The sequence below is a fragment of the Methylocystis sp. SB2 genome, from assembly GCF_049817085.1.
GTDB classification, from domain to species: Bacteria; Pseudomonadota; Alphaproteobacteria; order Rhizobiales; family Beijerinckiaceae; genus Methylocystis; species Methylocystis rosea.
This window is the reverse complement of sequence record NZ_CP187401.1, coordinates 2,068,218-2,085,075: the sequence shown is the minus strand read 5'-3', so window position 1 is coordinate 2,085,075 and position 16,858 is coordinate 2,068,218. Positions and strand designations below refer to the sequence as shown.

General features: G+C 63.8%; 17 protein-coding genes. 9 read left to right on the top strand and 8 right to left on the bottom strand.

The window, feature by feature from the left end; genetic code table 11:
• Positions 1-24: 24 nt before the first annotated feature.
• The gene (locus tag ACPS74_RS10210; protein WP_029651850.1) at positions 25-891 is read left to right on the top strand and encodes a ParB/RepB/Spo0J family partition protein; all 867 of its coding nucleotides are present in this window, start codon (positions 25-27) and stop codon (positions 889-891) included.
• A gap of 222 nt (positions 892-1,113) precedes the next feature.
• On the opposite strand, the gene ACPS74_RS10205 is transcribed toward ACPS74_RS10210, so the two are convergent.
• On the bottom strand, positions 1,114-2,823 hold the full coding sequence (locus ACPS74_RS10205; protein WP_029651851.1) for an OmpW family outer membrane protein: 1,710 nt from the start codon (positions 2,821-2,823) through the stop codon (positions 1,114-1,116).
• Positions 2,824-3,169: 346 nt separating this feature from the next.
• Here ACPS74_RS10205 and purL point away from each other — a divergent pair, with 346 nt between their 5' ends.
• The 6 genes from purL (at position 3,170) to ACPS74_RS10175 (ending at position 8,789) form a co-directional block, all read left to right on the top strand.
• On the top strand, positions 3,170-5,416 hold the full coding sequence (gene purL, locus ACPS74_RS10200) for a phosphoribosylformylglycinamidine synthase subunit PurL (protein ID WP_029651852.1): 2,247 nt from the start codon (positions 3,170-3,172) through the stop codon (positions 5,414-5,416).
• Between the two features lies 1 nt (position 5,417).
• On the top strand, positions 5,418-5,648 hold the full coding sequence (locus tag ACPS74_RS10195; RefSeq protein WP_026222654.1) for a BolA/IbaG family iron-sulfur metabolism protein: 231 nt from the start codon (positions 5,418-5,420) through the stop codon (positions 5,646-5,648).
• Between the two features lie 49 nt (positions 5,649-5,697).
• On the top strand, positions 5,698-6,042 hold the full coding sequence (gene grxD / locus ACPS74_RS10190; RefSeq protein ID WP_018406420.1) for a Grx4 family monothiol glutaredoxin: 345 nt from the start codon (positions 5,698-5,700) through the stop codon (positions 6,040-6,042).
• A gap of 221 nt (positions 6,043-6,263) precedes the next feature.
• On the top strand, positions 6,264-6,506 hold the full coding sequence (locus ACPS74_RS10185; protein WP_239753691.1) for a hypothetical protein: 243 nt from the start codon (positions 6,264-6,266) through the stop codon (positions 6,504-6,506).
• Positions 6,507-6,833: 327 nt separating this feature from the next.
• Positions 6,834-7,832 (top strand): 4-hydroxythreonine-4-phosphate dehydrogenase PdxA, encoded by a 999-nt coding sequence (gene pdxA / locus ACPS74_RS10180; RefSeq protein ID WP_029651854.1) that lies wholly within the window; start codon positions 6,834-6,836, stop codon positions 7,830-7,832.
• Positions 7,833-8,789: a ribosomal RNA small subunit methyltransferase A gene (locus ACPS74_RS10175; protein ID WP_029651855.1), complete on the top strand. Its 957-nt coding sequence runs from the start codon at positions 7,833-7,835 to the stop codon at positions 8,787-8,789.
• Here ACPS74_RS10175 and ACPS74_RS10170 read toward each other — a convergent pair.
• The 4 genes from ACPS74_RS10170 to mltG all read right to left on the bottom strand — a co-directional run bounded on the left by ACPS74_RS10170 (position 8,783) and on the right by mltG (position 12,544).
• Positions 8,783-9,142 (bottom strand): DUF488 domain-containing protein, encoded by a 360-nt coding sequence (locus ACPS74_RS10170; protein ID WP_029651856.1) that lies wholly within the window; start codon positions 9,140-9,142, stop codon positions 8,783-8,785. The genes ACPS74_RS10175 and ACPS74_RS10170 overlap by 7 nt on opposite strands.
• 31 nt (positions 9,143-9,173) lie before the next feature.
• A complete protein-coding gene (gmk, locus tag ACPS74_RS10165; protein WP_029651857.1) occupies positions 9,174-9,815 on the bottom strand; it encodes a guanylate kinase in 642 nt (213 codons plus the stop codon).
• Positions 9,816-9,886: 71 nt separating this feature from the next.
• On the bottom strand, positions 9,887-10,774 hold the full coding sequence (locus ACPS74_RS10160; protein WP_029651858.1) for a YicC/YloC family endoribonuclease: 888 nt from the start codon (positions 10,772-10,774) through the stop codon (positions 9,887-9,889).
• A gap of 75 nt (positions 10,775-10,849) precedes the next feature.
• Positions 10,850-12,544, bottom strand: a complete 1,695-nt coding sequence (gene mltG, locus ACPS74_RS10155; RefSeq protein ID WP_347372365.1) for an endolytic transglycosylase MltG — start codon at positions 12,542-12,544, stop codon at positions 10,850-10,852.
• 397 nt (positions 12,545-12,941) lie between these two features.
• Between mltG and ACPS74_RS10150 the strand changes: the two genes are divergently transcribed.
• The gene (locus ACPS74_RS10150) at positions 12,942-13,166 is read left to right on the top strand and encodes a hypothetical protein (protein WP_239755489.1); all 225 of its coding nucleotides are present in this window, start codon (positions 12,942-12,944) and stop codon (positions 13,164-13,166) included.
• 18 nt (positions 13,167-13,184) lie between these two features.
• Positions 13,185-13,544, top strand: coding sequence for a hypothetical protein (locus ACPS74_RS10145; RefSeq protein ID WP_244471444.1), 360 nt, complete (start codon positions 13,185-13,187; stop codon positions 13,542-13,544).
• A gap of 283 nt (positions 13,545-13,827) precedes the next feature.
• On the opposite strand, the gene fabF is transcribed toward ACPS74_RS10145, so the two are convergent.
• The 3 genes from fabF to fabG form a co-directional block, all read right to left on the bottom strand.
• On the bottom strand, positions 13,828-15,090 hold the full coding sequence (gene fabF, locus ACPS74_RS10140) for a beta-ketoacyl-ACP synthase II (protein ID WP_029651859.1): 1,263 nt from the start codon (positions 15,088-15,090) through the stop codon (positions 13,828-13,830).
• A gap of 91 nt (positions 15,091-15,181) precedes the next feature.
• Positions 15,182-15,421, bottom strand: coding sequence for an acyl carrier protein (locus ACPS74_RS10135; protein WP_014891668.1), 240 nt, complete (start codon positions 15,419-15,421; stop codon positions 15,182-15,184).
• Between the two features lie 298 nt (positions 15,422-15,719).
• Positions 15,720-16,457 carry a 3-oxoacyl-[acyl-carrier-protein] reductase gene (gene fabG / locus ACPS74_RS10130; protein WP_029651860.1) on the bottom strand — a complete coding sequence of 246 codons (738 nt, stop codon included), beginning with the start codon at positions 16,455-16,457 and terminating at the stop codon, positions 15,720-15,722.
• Positions 16,458-16,858: the final 401 nt, after the last annotated feature.

Genomic DNA, 16,858 nt, shown 5'->3' with positions numbered 1-16,858 from the left:
TAGAACCAAGAAGGAGCCTTCAAGATGGCGGATGACTCGCGGCGCCGGCTGGGCCGGGGATTGGCGGCGCTTCTCGGCGACGCCGCCGCGGACGCCGCCCCGGCCGAGCGGCCGCGCGGTCCGCGAACGGCGCCGATCGAGTTCTTGCGCCCGAATCCGCGCAATCCGCGTATCTCCTTTCGCGAGGAGGATCTGGCCGAACTGACAGCTTCGATCCGCGAGAAGGGCGTGATCCAGCCCATCATCGTGCGCGTCATCGTCGGCGTCGCCGACGCCTATGAAATCATCGCGGGCGAGCGGCGCTGGCGCGCCGCGCAGATGGCCGGCCTTTCCGACGTGCCTGTCGTCATCCATGAAGCAAACGACAAGGAAGCCCTCGAACTCGCGATTATCGAGAATGTGCAGCGCGCCGACCTCAACGCGATCGAGGAGGCGAAGGGCTATGAGCGGCTCGGCGCCGAGTTTGGCTACTCCCACGGCGAAATCGCGAAAATCATCGGCAAGAGCCGATCTCACATCGCCAATACGATTCGCCTGCTCAATTTGCCGGAGGACGCGAAACGGCTCGTGGGCGAGGGCGCGATTTCGGCCGGCCACGCACGCGCGCTTCTCGCCGTGGCGGACCCCAGCGCGGTGGCGCGCCGCATTGTCGAAAAAGGACTGACGGTTCGCGACGTCGAGCGACTGGCGAAGGACCACGCCGTTCGCCCGTCGAAGAGCGCCGCCGCTCGCCCCGCCAAGGACGCCGATACGCGGGCGATCGAAAAGACCTTGAGCGATGCGCTCGGGATGCGTGTCGAACTTCGTTCCGAGGGTGAAAGCGGCGAACTTCGGATTCGCTACGAATCGTTGGAGCAACTCGACTCGATATGTCGGCTGCTGACCCAGTAGCTTTCCTCTTGGTCACAACGTCGACGGCGTGGTCAGAGTAGATGGCGCCGTCTTTTTTCCGCGCCAATGGCGCTCCGCCAGGCGCAGCGCGGCTTTTCCTCAATCACTGTTGGCGCGCTATTTCAGCAATGCCCCGGTGAATTAAAAAAGCCCCCGGCGTAAGCCGGGGGCTTTTGTAATTGAAACCGACCCCCAAGGGCCGGTTTCACGTGACTGCTAACCTTAGAACAGCGGCGACAGGAGGCTGCCGCCGAAGCGATAGGTGAGGCCCGCCGAGATGACCACCGGATTGATCGGCAGAGACACCTTAACTGGGATGTAGACCGCTCCCAGCGCCGGCGCTTGCGGCAGAAAAGCGACGACGGTGGAGTGAACCATCGGGTGCAGGCCGATATATTTGAAGTCGACGTTCAGACCCCAATGATCGTTCAGCATATAGTCGAAGCCAATCTGTCCCACCGGGCCCCACGAGGGCGCGACCGTGGCGTATTGGAAGGTGCTGCGGACTCCGCCCAGACCCAGGGTGCTAAGCGCCGAGCCAGGGGCGAAAGGAATCGACCAGGTGTCGTTGTTGACTCGGGTGTTCCAGAAGGTGGTGAAGTTCACGCCGACACCGATGTAGGGCTGGAAAGCGCCGAAATTGGTGACGTGATATTGCGCCATGATGGACGGCGGGAACAGCCAGGCGCGGGCGAAGTCGCTGGAGATTGTGCCGGTGCCCTGGATATGATGGGGCGCGACGCAGCAAATCGCTTCGATCGCCCAGTTCTTGGTGAGATAATAGGCCACGTCGAGCATTGGGATGATGGCCGACGAGGTATTGGTGCTCGCGCCGGCAATGACGCCATTATAGCCGGTCAGGCCCGAGAGCCGACCAATGGAGCCCAAGCCGGGATATCCGGAGCCCGAGTCGTAGACCGTGCCATGGCCGTTGAGCGGAATGACGCCGGCAACCTTCAGGCGCACCTGAAACGGCTGGTAGCTGTCGACGAAGGCCGGCGGCGGTCCCTTGATGGAGGGTAGAGCGCCGCCCGCGCTGGATGTCGCTGACGCTATAGCCGTGAGAGGATCGAAGTGCCAGTTGATGCCCGCGCGAACGACTTGAAAGCGCGTCGGCGAGCTATGCGTCGCGGCGAACACTGGAGATGTGGGGCCAATCAGGGCCGGGACGCCGCCGTTGAGCGGCACGGAATTGGCGGTCGTCGAGCCGAGATCGACATAGAGATATTCGGCCTTGAGCGACCATGACGGGAACATGGACGGCGACCATTCGACGCCGCCGCCCGCGGTCCAGCCGGTTTTGGTGTTGTCGTAATAGCCGTTGCCGATGCCGCTTATGCCCAGATTGAGAAAATTATCGGCGAACCCCACATTGTTGACGACTTGGCCATAGGCGAAACCGCCCGTGCCATAGATCATCAGATTCGGTATCGAAATCGGGGTGAAACCGACCCGTCCGCGCACAGTGCCGAACCAGTCGACGTTCTTCGTCGAATTCATGCTCTGCAGGTGGCCTCCGGCGGCGTCGGACCGCCCGAGGGTCGACCTGCTGTGGGAGACCGCATCGGTGGCTTGGATGTCGGCCTCGGCGCCGAGGACGAGCCATGGGTTGAACTGATAATTGTAGCCAAGCTGTGCGCCGCCGGCGATGCCGTGCAGATCTTGCCCGACGCTCCAGGTGGAGCCAAGCGGCGCTAGCGGAGCCGCCCCAACGACCGGAATGCCGGAGAGATAGCCCAGGCCGCCCGTTTCCCGAGTGGTGTCGCCGAAGGCGTAACCGATGTTGACGCCCCCGTAGAGGCCGGTCCAGGTGAAGGCCGGCGGCAGCGGCGGCGGCGGCGCTTTATACCTGGGCAGGTCGGCGGCCTGGGCGGCGGCGCCCACGCTCCCGACCACAAGCGCGGCTAGCGCGCCGCGAACAAAATTCTTCATCGGAACCCCCGGATTAAATTCTGCGGTAGACGGTCGACGACGAAGGCGCCGAAGTCCCGTTCACGTTGCTATAAATTTTTGGTAATGCAACTAACTCTGATGCAAAATTAGGCTGTGGCATGCTCATTCTTGGCCGCTGTGGCTATCGGGCAACAATCCCCTGAGATTCATGTGGGATAGCGATCAAAGCTTTGCTGCAGGCGCTTCCGTGTACAGCGTTCCCGATATGATTTTGGGCGTTTGCGAGGCTTGCCGCGCCAGACGGCGCACAGTAATCCTTGCGCCGCCGCAGCGCGGCGAAGACGCGCGAAGAGTCGCCGAGATTTTTACGTCAATGCGAGGTTAAGTGAGCGCGACCGAACCCGCCGTTACGCCGGAGCTCGCCGCCGCTCATGGCCTCAAGCCCGATGAATATGCGCGCATCCTGACTCTCATCGGCCGGACGCCGAGCTTCACCGAATTGGGCATATTTTCGGCGATGTGGAACGAACACTGTTCCTACAAGTCGTCGCGCGTGCATCTACGCAAGCTTCCGACCAAAGCCCCTTGGGTGATTCGCGGTCCGGGCGAGAACGCCGGCGTCATCGACATCGGCGATGGCGACGCCTGCGTCTTCAAGATGGAGAGTCACAACCACCCCTCCTTTATCGAACCCTATCAAGGCGCTGCGACGGGCGTTGGCGGCATCCTTCGCGACGTGTTCACGATGGGGGCGCGGCCGATCGCCTGCTTGAACCTCCTGCGCTTCGGTCGCCCGTCGCATCCCAAGACGCGGCGGCTCGTCGCGGGGGTCGTCGCCGGCGTCGGCGGCTATGGCAACAGTTTCGGCGTGCCGACGGTTGGCGGCTCGACGGAATTCGACGCCTCCTACGACGGCAATATTCTCGTCAACGCCATGGCGGTCGGGCTTGCCCGCACAGACTCGATCTTCTACTCGGCCGCCGCCGGCGTCGGAAATCCGATCGTTTATCTTGGCTCCAAGACCGGCCGCGACGGTATCCACGGCGCCACCATGGCTTCGGCGTCCTTCGAGGAGGACGCCGAGGAAAAGCGCCCCACCGTGCAGGTCGGCGATCCTTTTTCGGAAAAGCTGCTGCTGGAAGCCTGCCTGGAGCTGATGGCGTCGGGCGCGGTCATCGCCATCCAGGATATGGGCGCGGCCGGGCTGACATCTTCGGCGGTGGAGATGGGCGCCAAGGGCAATCTCGGCATCGAGCTCGACCTCGACGCCGTTCCTTGCCGCGAAGAGAGCATGACCGCCTATGAAATGATGCTGTCGGAGAGCCAGGAGCGCATGCTCATGGTACTCAAGCCCGAACTCGAAGCGCAGGCCGAGGCGATTTTCAAAAAATGGGGGCTCGACTTCGCGATCATCGGCAAGACGACCGACACGCTGCGCTTCGTCGTCAAGCACAGGGGCGAGGTGAAGGTCGATCTGCCCATCAAGGAATTGGGCGACGAAGCGCCGGTCTATGATCGGCCCTGGCTCCAAACGCCGAAACAGCCGGCGCTTGACGCGGCGTCGATAAAATCTCCCCTGTCGAACCGTGAAGTGCTGCTGAAACTCCTCGCGACGCCGAATCTCTGCTCGAAGCGCTGGGTCTGGGAGCAGTATGATCACCTCATTCTCGGCAATAGCGTGCGGCCGCCCGGCGGCGACGCCGCCGTGGTCAGGGTGGAGGAGGGACCGAAAGGTCTGGCCCTGACCACCGACGTCACGGCGCGCTATTGCGCCGCAGATCCTTACGAGGGCGGCAAGCAGGCGGTCGCGGAAAGCTGGCGCAACATCACCGTGCGCGGCGCGACGCCGCTGGCGCTCACCGACAATCTGAATTTCGGCAATCCGGAACGGCCCGAATATATGGGCCAGTTCGTTGGTTGCCTGGAAGGGATCGGCGAAGCCGCGCGGGCGCTGGATTTCCCCATCGTTTCCGGGAATGTCTCGCTCTACAACGAGACGCAAGGCGCCGGCATTCTGCCCACCCCGGCGATCGGCGGGGTCGGACTCATCGCCGACGTCGCCAAGGCGGCGCAAACCGGTTTCGCCAGAGACGGCGACGCGATCCTGCTGATCGGCGAGACGAAGGGCTGTCTCGGCCAGTCGGCCTATGCGCATGACCTTTGCGGACGCACGGATGGCGCCCCGCCGCCCGTGGATCTTGCCGCCGAGCGCCGGAACGGCGACTTCGTTCGGGGACTGATTCTTTCCGGGCGCGTCAGCGCGGCGCATGATCTTTCGGATGGCGGTCTCGCCGTTGCGCTGGCGGAAATGGCGCTCGCGGGCGACATGGGCGCCGAAATCGCGCAGCTCCCATCGGTTCCTGGACACGCGACGCTGTTTGGAGAAGACCAGGCCCGCTATCTCGTCACCGTCCGGCAGGGCGAGGACGCCGCTGAGGTCGTCAGAGAGGGCGTGGGGGCGGGCGTGCCCATTCTGGCGATCGGCCGCGTCGGCGGAGACGCCTTGATCCTGCCCGGCGAGGCGCCGATATTGCTGACCGAGCTGCGCAAGGCGCATGAAGCCCCGCTGCCGGCCTTCATGGCCGGGGATGACAACGCGCTTTCGTGCGCTTTCTCGACACAGGTGTCATAAAATGCCCATGCCCTCCGCTGAAATCGAGCGTCTCATCAAGTCCGCCATACCCGACGCGCAGGTGGAGCTGACCGCGCTCGTCAACGATGACGATCATTGGGCGGCCACGGTCGTCTCCGAAAGCTTCCGCGGGCTCACCCGCGTCAAGCAGCATCAGATGGTCAACGCCGCGTTCGGCGACCGGCTCGGCGGCGAATTGCATGCGCTGCAGTTGACGACGCGCGCGCCCTAATCTCTCTCCTCAACCGGCGCCTTGAACGCCGCAAGAAAGGCAAATGACAATGTCCGAAGACGCCAACTCCCGCATCAAAAGCGAAATTGAATCCTCCGACGTCGTGCTCTTCATGAAGGGAACGCCGCAGGCGCCGCAGTGCGGCTTCTCCATGCAGGTGGTGCAGATCCTCAACCACCTCGGCGTGCCTTACAAGGCGATCAACGTGCTCGCCGACGGCGCCATACGTGACGGCATCAAAGCCTATTCCAATTGGCCGACGATCCCGCAGCTCTACGTGAAGAATGAATTCATCGGCGGCTGCGACATCGCCAAGGAAATGTTCCAGAGCGGCGAACTCGTCGCGCTGCTCGACAAGGAAGGCGTTCCTCATGCCCCGGCGGGCAAGGCCTGAGCCTTATCGCCGTCTAGCGTTTTTGGTGCGCGTCGCTCTCTGAGCGGCGCGCATTTGTTTTATCGATAGATCGGCGAGACTGCCTTATTGCTGCATCGCCCATAAGCGTCAGAAGGGCGAAGTAGCTTACACTTTATTATGACAAACAGATGAAGGATCCTCTTCTCCACAGGGGCGCCCGGGCATCCCGCCCGCAAGCGCAGTTCGGGATGGAGAATACGATGTCCTTTAAACTCGTCTTTGCCGCCGCGGCGCTCGGGGTCGCACTCTCAGCGGGCTCGGCCTTCGCATATGAGCGGCACTATAATTTCCGTGAGGTTTGGGGCGACGCGGTGCGCGAACACGGGCGCGATGAAGCCTTGAGCGCGACGCCGCGCGACGTGATGCGACACTATCCGCGTCAGCTGACTGAGGACGGACCACACGATCCGAGCGGCAGGATCATTCTCGAAGGCGCTCAGTAGCCGCACTGTCAAGAAAAAGCTCCGGCGCGCCTCCAAAGTACCGCCGGAGCTTCTTTTTTCGCTGCGCGATGGCGCCGGAAGCGACGGGGCCTAGCACATTAAAAAAATAAAACGTTTTTTGCGGCGCATTACGGAAGCTGCGGCAGGAAGATCCCAAGCGCTCGAGCGATGGCGAACTCCGCCGAATCCATCGGTTAAGTCTATGCATCGTAACAGCCGGGCGGTTTGATTTCATGCCGCGTCTGCGGCACAGTCGCTCATGACCAAGCAGCGCCAGCGCAATTTCCGGTCCGGCGCCTGCGACTGCCACGAGGGCAGCCAAGAGCCGTGACGCTCGCTCCCATTGCCCTGACTCAAGGCGACCCTTCAGGCATCGGGCCGGAGCTCGCGCTCTTGGCCTATGTCATGCGTGAATCATGCAATCTGCCACCGTTTTTCTTGCTCAGCCATCCTGCGTTTATCGCCCGAGTCGCGGCCACTCTCGCACTCGAAATCCAGATTGAGAGCACAACGGCGGCGCAGGCGCGCGATGTCTTCTCCCGCGCGCTGCCTGTCGTCGATACGGGGCGTCATGTTGTCGCCGGCGCGCCTGGCCGTCCTGATCGTCAAGACGCTCAATCAACGATTAGCTCCATCGAGCAGGGGGTGGAGTGCGTCGCAAAGGGCGAAGCGCGCGCCGTCGTCACCAATCCGATCGCGAAATCGGTTCTCTATGACGCCGGATTCAAACATCCCGGGCACACCGAGTTTTTGGCGGAGCTCGCGCATCGCCATTATGGCGGCGATTACCGCGCGGTGATGATGCTGTGGTCGGAGGAGCTCGCCGTCGTTCCGATCACGATTCACATTCCACTCGCCAGCGCCTCGAAAAACCTGACGCGCGAACTGATCGTCGAAACGGGAGAGATCGTGGCGCACGATCTCCGCGAGCGTTTTCACATCAGTAAGCCGCGCCTCGCCTTTGCAGGCCTCAATCCCCATGCGGGCGAAGAGGGCGCGCTTGGCCGCGAGGAGATTGACACTATCGCGCCGGCGATCGCTGAATTGCGCGCGCGCGGCATCAATGCGTCTGGACCCTTTCCCGCTGACACGATGTTCCACGAATCCGCTCGCGCGAAATATGACGTCGCGCTGTGTCCGACGCATGATCAGGCGCTCATTCCGATCAAGACGCTCGCCTTTGACCGCGGCGTGAATGTCACGCTCGGCCTTCCCTTCGTGCGCACGTCGCCCGATCATGGAACGGCTTTCGACATCGCCGGCAAAGGAATCGCCGATCCGACGAGTTTGATCGAAGCGATCAAACTCGCAGGACGCATCAGTTAAGTGGCCGACGCGCTGCCGCCGCTGCGAGAGGTCGTCGCCCGTTACGGACTCGACGCAAAAAGATCGCTTGGACAGAATTTTCTGTTCGATCTCAATCTCACCGCGCGCATCGCACGCGCCGCCGGACCTTTCGATGACACGACCATCGTCGAGATCGGGCCCGGTCCCGGCGGGTTGACGCGTGCGCTGCTCGAGCAAGGCGCGCGAGTCATCGCCGTCGAACGCGATCCTCGCTGTCTGCCGGCGCTCGAAGAGATCGCAGCATATTATCCTGGCCGACTAACGATCGTCGAAGGCGATGCGCTGGACATGGACGTCGCCGCGCTGGTTCGAAGTTATGCGCCTGTCATTCCGGGCGACCGCGTAGCGGGCGATCGGGAATCCAGTGCAAAATCCGATGGCGCTGTTGCAATGGATTCCCGATCAGGCCTCCGGCCTGTCGGGAATGACAGCCGTCGTTCCGCGCGCATCTGCGCCAATCTTCCGTATAACGTCGCGACGGCGTTGCTGACGAAATGGATCGCAGCGGAGCCCTGGCCCTCGGTCTTCGACCGCTATGTGCTGATGTTTCAAAAAGAGGTTGCGCTGCGCATCGTCGCGACGCCGAAAGAGCGCGCCGATTATGGTCGGCTCGCGGTGCTGTGCGGCTGGCGCACGAAAGCGCGCATTCTCTTCGATGTGTCGCCCGCCGCCTTCACGCCGCCGCCTAAAGTGACCTCTTCCGTCATTGAGCTAACGCCAAATCCCGCGCCGCTTCACTGCGATCCGCGCGCATTGTCGCGCGTCACGCAAGCCGCCTTCGGACAACGCCGCAAGATGTTGCGGCAAAGTTTGAAGTCGCTTGGCGTCGATGCGTCGGCGCTGCTCGTGGCGGCTGGAATAGACGAAACCAAACGCGCGGAAGAAATCGACGTCGCCGGCTTTGTCGCTTTGGCCAACGCGCTTTCGGCTCAGTGACGCTTGCGCAGATAGTCGCGCAGCACCACGGCGTTGTTCATCGATTGATCGCGCGCCGCATAGAGCAATGTGACGTGGCCCTTGCGCGTCATGGCGCGAAGCGACTCGACCTGCGGCTGCGCCTCAGGCGCCGCAAGCTCGGCGCGGTAACGCTTCTCAAATTCCTCCCAGCGTTCCGGTTTATGGTCGAACCAGCGCCGCAGCGCGTTGCTTGGCGCAACGTCCTTCGCCCAGAGATCAAGGTCCGCCTTGTCCTTGCGCAGGCCGCGCGGCCAAAGCCGATCCACGAGCACGCGGGTTCCGTCTTCCGGCTCGGCGGGTTCGTACACGCGCTTGAGAGCGACAGTGGCCATTTTGAGGAAATAGCGCGCCGCGCGCGAAGAACTATTCGCTCAACAGCTTGGCGACGAATTGCTCGATTTCCCTATCGCGCCTTGGCCGTCTCTGCCGTTCGGCGCGCAGGATCGCAATCAGATCGTCGAAGGCGCGCTGCAGATCGTCGTTGACGATCACATAGTCGTAATCTTTCCAGCGCGCGATTTCCTTTCGCGCATTCTCCAGCCGCCGCGCCATCGCCTCGCGCGAATCCTCAGCGCGCCGTTCAAGTCGGGCGCGCAGTTCATCCATCGACGGCGGCAGGATGAAGACAGTGACGGCGTCAGCGCCCATCTTCTCGCGCACCTGGCGTGTGCCCTGATAATCAATGTCGAACAGGCAGTCGCGGCCTTGCGCAAGAATGTCTTCGACCGGCCCACGCGGCGTGCCGTAAAAATTGCCGTGAACCTCGGCCCATTCCAAAAGTTCGCCGGCGTCGCGCATGGCGGCGAATCGACGCTCGGGGATGAAGCTGTAGTGGATGCCGTCGACTTCGCTTGAGCGTCTTGTGCGCGTCGTCACCGAAATTGACAGCGTCAGATCGAGATCGCGGTCCTGCAGCAGCATGCGCGTCAGCGTCGTCTTGCCCGCGCCGGAGGGCGAGGAAAGGATGAGGACAATGCCGCGGCGGCTGGATGGAGTTGGAAGCATGATTTTTCGAGAGCGAGTAGCGAATAGTGAATAGCGAGTAGCGAGTAGCGGCCCCGCTGTCCACTCGCGACTCACTCGATGTTCTGCACCTGCTCGCGCAGCTGCTCGACCTCGATCTTCAGTTCAAGGCCGATGGCGGAGAGTCCGGCGTCGTTCGATTTGGCGCACAGCGTATTGGTCTCTCGGCCAAGCTCCTGCGCCAGAAAATCCAGACGACGGCCGATCGGCCCGCCCGCGACGAGAAGTTTGGACGCGCTGTCGACATGCGCCTTCAAGCGGTCGAGCTCCTCGCGAATGTCGGCGCGAACCGCAAGCAGCGCCGCCTCCTGATGTAGTCGCGCCGGATCGAGGGAATCGGCGTTCTCCAGGAGGCGCGCGAGCTGTTGCTTCAGCCGCGCGCGAATCGCTTCAGGCTGGCGCGCCGGCGCCGCGTCCGCCTGCGCGGCGAGGATCGATATGCGGTCGAGCCGCTGATGAAGAACCGCCGCCAGAGCGCCGCCCTCCGCCGCGCGTGACGCGATCAGCGCGTCAAGCGCTTCATCCAGCGATCCGAGAATCTGCGCGTCGAGCTCGGCGCGCTCTGCCTCAGATAGTTCCGGCTCGACGATCTCGACCACGCCGCGCACCGCGAGCAGACCATCGAGCGTCGCGGGCCCGACATTGGCGGGCGGCGGGCGTTCGGAGAGCGCGGCGAGAAGGGCGTCGAGAGCGGCGCGGTTGAGACGGGCGACCTGACTTTCGTCTTCGCGCTTTACGACAAGGTTGGCGAACACCGCCCCGCGCGCGAGCCGCGCGGCGATTTTTTCCCGCGCCTTGATCTCCACGGAGTCGAAATCTGGTGGGGCGCGCAGACGCAGGTCCAGCCCCTTGGCGTTGACGCTCTTGATCTCCCACGCATAGCGAAAGGCGGCGACGGCGCCCTGAACGCGGGCGAATCCCGTCATGCTGTGAATGCTCATGTGCGGCGGCGACTCCGAGACGGCGAATCGGCGAGAGGCCGACGTGCGCCGCGCCTGACTATCGCCGCGCCGGCCTTACCGCAAATCGCTCGTCACAGGGACCGTCTTAGCTGAGGTGAGATCCCAGCTCTTGTCACGCAGCGGGTCGAGCGGCGTGCCTTCTGAGGCGTCGAAGGCGCGAGGACGCAAGGGCCGACCGCCCGTTGCGGCCAAAGCCGTGGCGGCCGCCGGCGGCGCGGCGTCCTGAGGGAGTCGTCCGCCGAGCGCTTCGCCGGGAAGCTCGTCGGAGCCTGCCGAAAGTCCAAGACGCGCCGCGCGGGCCCTCTGTTCGGCGCGCTGCGCCGGCGAGACCGGATAGGCGGCGATCTCGCCGCCATCGTCAGGCTGAGCGTCCGGACTTTCGCCCGCGATCGTCGTCATATCCGGATTGAGCCGCTCCTCTTCCGCACGGGGCGGCGCCGGGCGGCCGGCGAGAAGCATCGGGTCGAACAGCGTCTTGGCGCGCAGCTGGACCGATTCCTCGGTAAAAAACGGTCGCGCCCGCCTCAAGGCCGCAAATTCAGCCGCCTGGACCTGCGTGCGGTCGCCATAGCCGCCGAGGAAAAAATCGGATTCGGCGAAGGCGAATTTGCCGAGCCGATGGGTGGGACCGTCATCGGGCGCCATGGCCCGGTTCGCCGGAAAGTCTTCGTGACTCTCGGCAAGCGTGACGAGACGGCCGATGGGCGCCTGCGTGCGCTTATCGGGTTTGGGCGCGGCCGGCGCGGGGACACCGGGCGTGGCGCGATCAACCGCGCCATCGGTCTTTTCCTTCTCCAGTCGCCGCCAGTTCTGAACGTTGCGCGAATGCTGGTCGAGCGATTCGGAGAAGACATGGCCGCCCGTGCCGTCGGCGACAAAATAGAGATCGCGCGTCGGCGCAGGATGCGCGGCGGCTTCAAGCGCGGCGCGGCCGGGATTGGCGATCGGTCCCGGCGGAAGACCGTCGATGGCGTAGGTGTTGTAAGGCGTCCACTTCTCGATCTCGCTGCGCATGATCGGCCGGCCGAGCGTCGCCTTTCCGCCGACGAGGCCGTAGATGATCGTCGGATCAGACTGAAGGCGCATGCCTTTGCGCAGCCGATTGACGAAGACGGCGGCGACGCGCGGCCGCTCCTCGTTCTTGCCCGTCTCTTTTTCGACGATCGAGGCGAGCGTCACCAGTTCGTAGGGCGTGCGCAACGGCAGGTCCGGCGAGCGCTTCGCCCAGATCGCATCGAGCGTCTTGCGCTGGTCTTCCTGCATCTTCCCGAGGAGACGCGCCCGAGGGTAGCCGCGCGGGTATTTGTAGGTTTCGGGCAGCAGAGCGCCTTCCTTCGGCAGATCGACGATATCGCCCACCAGCAGTTCGGCCTCTTTCAGCTTTTGCACAATTTGTTCTGACGTCAGGCCTTCCGGAATGGTCACGCTGTGCATGATCTGGCGGCCGGAGGCGATCTGATCGATCACGTCGCGAACGCTGATGTTTTTCTTAAATGCGTATTCGCCGGGCTTCAGCTTGCCGAGCTTGCCTTCGAGAACGATCCCGAGCTGCATGAGCGTCGAATTGGCGATGACGCCTTCGCGCTCGAGTTGAGAGATGATCTCGAGCAAGTCGCTGCGCGGCGGAATATAGACGACCTTGTCGGCCGCGAGCGGTCCTGGCTCTTTCAGCTTGTGCATGGCGGCGATGACGCCGAAGACGCCGGCGACCAGCGCGACGAGCACAAAACTCAGGAAGCCGCTGGCCACGGAAAGCGTTCCCTCGCGGCGCTTACGCTTTTTCGGCGGAGGCGCGGCTTCTGCCGGCTTAGCGCTTTGGGTAGCGCGCCGCCGGAATATGCCGCCGCCCGCTGCAGCCTTTTTTGCCGAGGGCGGGCCAGGCGGTCCGAGCGCTGGCGCTTCAGCTCTTGGCGCCGTTGGCCGCGGAGGTGGGGTCCAGGGCGGGAGAACTGGCGATGCGGGCTTCGCGTTGGCAGGCGCGACATAGCCAGTCGGGGCGGCCGCTGGCGCCGCTTGCGCCAATGGCGGGGGCGCGCTCGGAGGTGGAGCCGCGGGCGGATGGAAGGGAGGCGTTTCGGCCTTTGCCGCGATGGGCGGCTGCGGCGCCGGCGGCGGAGCTGCGGCAGGCTGGAGGGGAGTTGCCGGGATGGGCGTAGCGACGACAGCGGCTGGCGGGGCGGGAGCTTTTGGCGGCTCGGGCGGAGGCGCTTCGACCTTTACCGCGAGCGGCGGCTGCGGCGACGGTGGCGGAACCACGGTGGGCGGGAGGGGCGGCGCTGGAATCGGCTTCGCGACGTTAGCTGCTGGCGCGACGGGAGCCTCCGGCGGCGCGGGCAGAGGCGCTTCGACCTTCGCGGCAATGGGCGGTTGAGGCGCTGGCGGCGGAACCATGGCGGCTTGGATGGGGGCCGCCGGAACCGGCGTGGCGATGTCAGCCGCTGGCGGGACGGGAGCCTCCGGCGGCTCGGGCGGAGGCGCTTCCGCTGTTGCCGCGACGGGCGGCTGCGGCGTGGGCGGCGGAACCACGGCGGGTTGGATCGGCGTCGGAATCGACTTGGCGGCGTCAGCCGATGGTGGGGCGGGCGCGTTTGGCGGTTCGGGTAGAGGCGCTTCGAGCTTCGCCGCAAGGGGCTGCGGCATTGGCGCAGACGCGACCGCGGCCGGCTCTTTCACCAGCGCGGCCCCCTGCGGCGCAATGTCTATCGGCGGCGCGCCGGAACCCTCTGCGGGCGCGGTCACGCTCGGTTGAACTGGGAGGTCTTCGCGCTGCAGCGCGGCGGATTCGGCGTTTTCGGCCGAGGTCGGCGCGCTCGGGGCCGCCGCTGCGGCGTCTGTTGGCTTTTCGGGCGCGCCTTTATTGTCCGCTTCGCTCATCGCACTACGCCCATCAAACGTCGAAGGTCTCACGCCGATTATCGCCGAGGACTTACACTATGCCTCATTGTGGCGAATTCAGGAATGCGCCGCTTAGGTTCGCAGGCTCCGGCGCATCGCGCGATAGACGTTCGAATGCGCCGGTTGAGCGCCCCTGCTCAGGAGGCGCGGCGAAACAGCAGCGAGGCGTTCGTGCCGCCAAAACCGAAGGAATTCGACAAAGCGATATTGATTTCCTTCTCGCGGGCTTTGTGCGGCACGAGGTCGATCGTCGTTGCAACCGAGGGATTGTCGAGGTTGCGCGTCGGCGGCGCGACATTCGCCTGCATCGCCAGGATCGAATAGATCGCTTCGACGGCGCCGGCGGCGCCGAGCAGATGGCCGATCGCAGATTTCGTCGATGACATGGCGAGCTTGGGTTCGACATTGCCAAGAAGACGTTCGACGGCTTTGAGTTCGATCTCGTCGCCGAGCGGCGTCGACGTGCCGTGCGCGTTCACGTAATCGATGTCGGTGACGGAAATGCCGGCGCGCTTCAGCGCCGCCTTCATGCAGCGATAGGCGCCGTCGCCATCGGGCGCCGGCGCGGTGATGTGATAGGCGTCGCCCGACATGCCGTAGCCAATAAGTTCGGCGTAGATTTTCGCGCCACGCGCCTTGGCGTGCTCATATTCCTCAAGCACGACGCAGCCAGCGCCTTCGCCAAGCACGAAGCCGTCGCGGTCCTTGTCATAGGGCCGGGAGGCGGCTTCGGGGCGATCGTTGAAGCCGGTCGACAGCGCGCGGCACGCGGCAAAGCCGGCGACCCCAATGCGATTGACGGGCGATTCGGCGCCGCCGGCGACCATCACGTCGGCCTCTCCCACCGCGATGATGCGCCCCGCATCGCCGATGGCGTGCGTGCCGGTGGCGCAGGCCGTCACCACCGCATGATTCGGGCCCTTCAGGCCGTGCATGATGGAAACATAGCCGGCCACGAGATTGATGATTCGGCCAGAGACGAAGAAAGGCGACACGCGGCGCGGTCCCTTCTCCCTCAAGGTGACGGAGGTTTCGTAGATGCCGCCGAGCCCGCCGATGCCGGAGCCGATCAGAACGCCAGTCGATTCCTGCTTCTCTGGGGTGTCGGCCACCCAGCCGGAATCTTTTAACGCCTGGGTCGCGGCGCTCGCGCCATAGATGATGAAATCATCGACCTTGCGCTGCTCTTTGGGATCGAACCAGTCGTCAGGATTGAACGTGCCGTTCGTGCCGTCGCCCCGCGGCACGACCGCCGCAATCTGGCACGCGAGGTCGGAGGCCTCGAATGTGTCGATACGTTTGAAGCCGCATTCTCCGGCGGCGAGACGGCGCCAATTGGTCTCCACGCCGCAGCCCAAAGGAGATACGACGCCAAGACCGGTGACGACCACCCTGCGCATGGCTCTACTCTCGAACTGTTATGTTGTCGGAAATGGCGGCGCCGGCGAAGCCTCGCGAGAGGATCCGCCGTGCGCTTGAATCTTCAGTTCGTCAGGCGGCTTTCGCCTTTTCGAGGAACTTCACTGCATCGCCCACAGTGAGAATCGTCTCGGCGGCGTCGTCGGGAATCTCGACGCCGAATTCTTCCTCGAAAGCCATGACGAGTTCGACGGTATCGAGCGAATCGGCTCCCAGATCGTCGATGAAATTGGCTTTGTCGACGACCTTGTCGGCTTCGACGCCGAGATGCTCGACAACAATCTTTTTCACGCGCTCGGCGACATCGCTCATCTTCTTTTATCCCTGTCTGCGTTTGGCGCCTCACGCGCCGTGTGGCGATTTAGAGCAGGCCTGCTGGCGCGCTCCGTGATCGCCCTTCATCCCTTTAACGTGCAATCGCGCGCCGATCGCCCTGATGTGTGCGAGACGCGTTGCGACTTGCTCCACCGGGTTTAAATCGCGGCGACGCCGCCCCTCAGCGGCGAGGTCTGGTAGCATACTTCCCTGAGCATGGCGAGAGGCGCCCCCGGGTTCTCACGCACGCGGCGAAAGGTCGCCGCGGACGCGTTTTTCAGGCGATTCGCCTCTCCTAGATCATGGCCATGCCGCCATTGACGTGCAGGGTCTGCCCGGTGACATAGGCGGCCTCGGCGCTGGCCAGATAGACGCAGGCGGCGGCGACGTCGGCGCCGGTCCCGAGCCGTCCCGTCGGCACCATGCGAAGGATCGCCTCCTTCTGGGCGTCTGTCAGCGCGTCGGTCATCGGGCTTTCGATGAATCCGGGCGCGACGCAATTGACCGTCACGCCGCGCGAGGCGACCTCGGCGGCCAGCGACTTCGACATGCCGATCATGCCCGCTTTGGCGGCGGCGTAATTGCCTTGCCCGGGATTGCCGGTCACGCCGACGACCGACGTGATCTGGATGATTCGGCCGAAGCGCTTTTTCATCATCCCGCGCAGCGCCGCGCGCGACAGGCGAAAGGCCGACGTCAGATTGACGTTGATGACGGCGTCCCAGTCCTCATCCTTGAGGCGCATGAACAACATGTCGCGGGTGATGCCGGCGTTATTGACGAGAATGTCCAGACCGCCCATCGCCGCCTCCGCCGCGGGGACGAGCTTTTCGGTCTCGTCCTTTTGCGAAAGATTGCAGGGCAGAATGTGCGTGCGGCCGTTCAATTCGCCGGCAAGCGCCTCGAGCGCCTCTTTCCTCGTGCCGGAAAGCGCCACGATCGCGCCGGCGGCGTGAAGCGCGCGCGCGATCGCCGCGCCGATTCCGCCGCTCGCGCCCGTGACGAGCGCAGTCTTGCCGTTGAGATCAAACATATCTTCCCTCTCCTCCCTCATCCCGATGGCGTGAGTCTTATAGCTCAGTTCGGGGAGTGGCCTTTTTTCAGCCGCGGTTCAACTTCAAACGACCGCCTCCACTACGGCGGACGTCACCGACGCCCGATCGGATATTGGGAGAAAGTGGGCGTCAGTACGACTTCGTTTCGCAAGCGACGGATTCGAGACTGAATTGCTCAACAACGCATCGGAATCTGCGTCAAACTTCATTGTGGCGTAACTGCAACAGTCGAAATCTTTTGGGTCTTTTGGGCCCGATTTTACCTTCTGTTTGTTGTTTCCCGCGAGAAATTTGCGCACAGTCCGCCGTGCTTGGGGGTCAGCGTCCACGGAACGTCCGAAAGAGTCACGGGACTGACGCGCACCTATGAATTTAAGTT

Coding starts and splice junctions, on each gene's coding strand:
- grxD (WP_018406420.1), top strand. CDS start 5,698: ATGTCCGAAGACGCCAACTCCCGCATCAAAAGCGAAATTGAATCCTCC.
- ACPS74_RS10145 (WP_244471444.1), top strand. CDS start 13,185: ATGGCGGCTTGGATGGGGGCCGCCGGAACCGGCGTGGCGATGTCAGCC.
- fabF (WP_029651859.1), bottom strand. CDS start 15,090: ATGCGCAGGGTGGTCGTCACCGGTCTTGGCGTCGTATCTCCTTTGGGC.
- ACPS74_RS10170 (WP_029651856.1), bottom strand. CDS start 9,142: ATGGCCACTGTCGCTCTCAAGCGCGTGTACGAACCCGCCGAGCCGGAA.
- ACPS74_RS10210 (WP_029651850.1), top strand. CDS start 25: ATGGCGGATGACTCGCGGCGCCGGCTGGGCCGGGGATTGGCGGCGCTT.
- gmk (WP_029651857.1), bottom strand. CDS start 9,815: ATGCTTCCAACTCCATCCAGCCGCCGCGGCATTGTCCTCATCCTTTCC.
- fabG (WP_029651860.1), bottom strand. CDS start 16,457: ATGTTTGATCTCAACGGCAAGACTGCGCTCGTCACGGGCGCGAGCGGC.
- ACPS74_RS10160 (WP_029651858.1), bottom strand. CDS start 10,774: ATGAGCATTCACAGCATGACGGGATTCGCCCGCGTTCAGGGCGCCGTC.
- ACPS74_RS10185 (WP_239753691.1), top strand. CDS start 6,264: ATGTCCTTTAAACTCGTCTTTGCCGCCGCGGCGCTCGGGGTCGCACTC.
- ACPS74_RS10195 (WP_026222654.1), top strand. CDS start 5,418: ATGCCCATGCCCTCCGCTGAAATCGAGCGTCTCATCAAGTCCGCCATA.
- ACPS74_RS10135 (WP_014891668.1), bottom strand. CDS start 15,421: ATGAGCGATGTCGCCGAGCGCGTGAAAAAGATTGTTGTCGAGCATCTC.
- ACPS74_RS10150 (WP_239755489.1), top strand. CDS start 12,942: ATGGGCGTAGCGACGACAGCGGCTGGCGGGGCGGGAGCTTTTGGCGGC.
- ACPS74_RS10205 (WP_029651851.1), bottom strand. CDS start 2,823: ATGAAGAATTTTGTTCGCGGCGCGCTAGCCGCGCTTGTGGTCGGGAGC.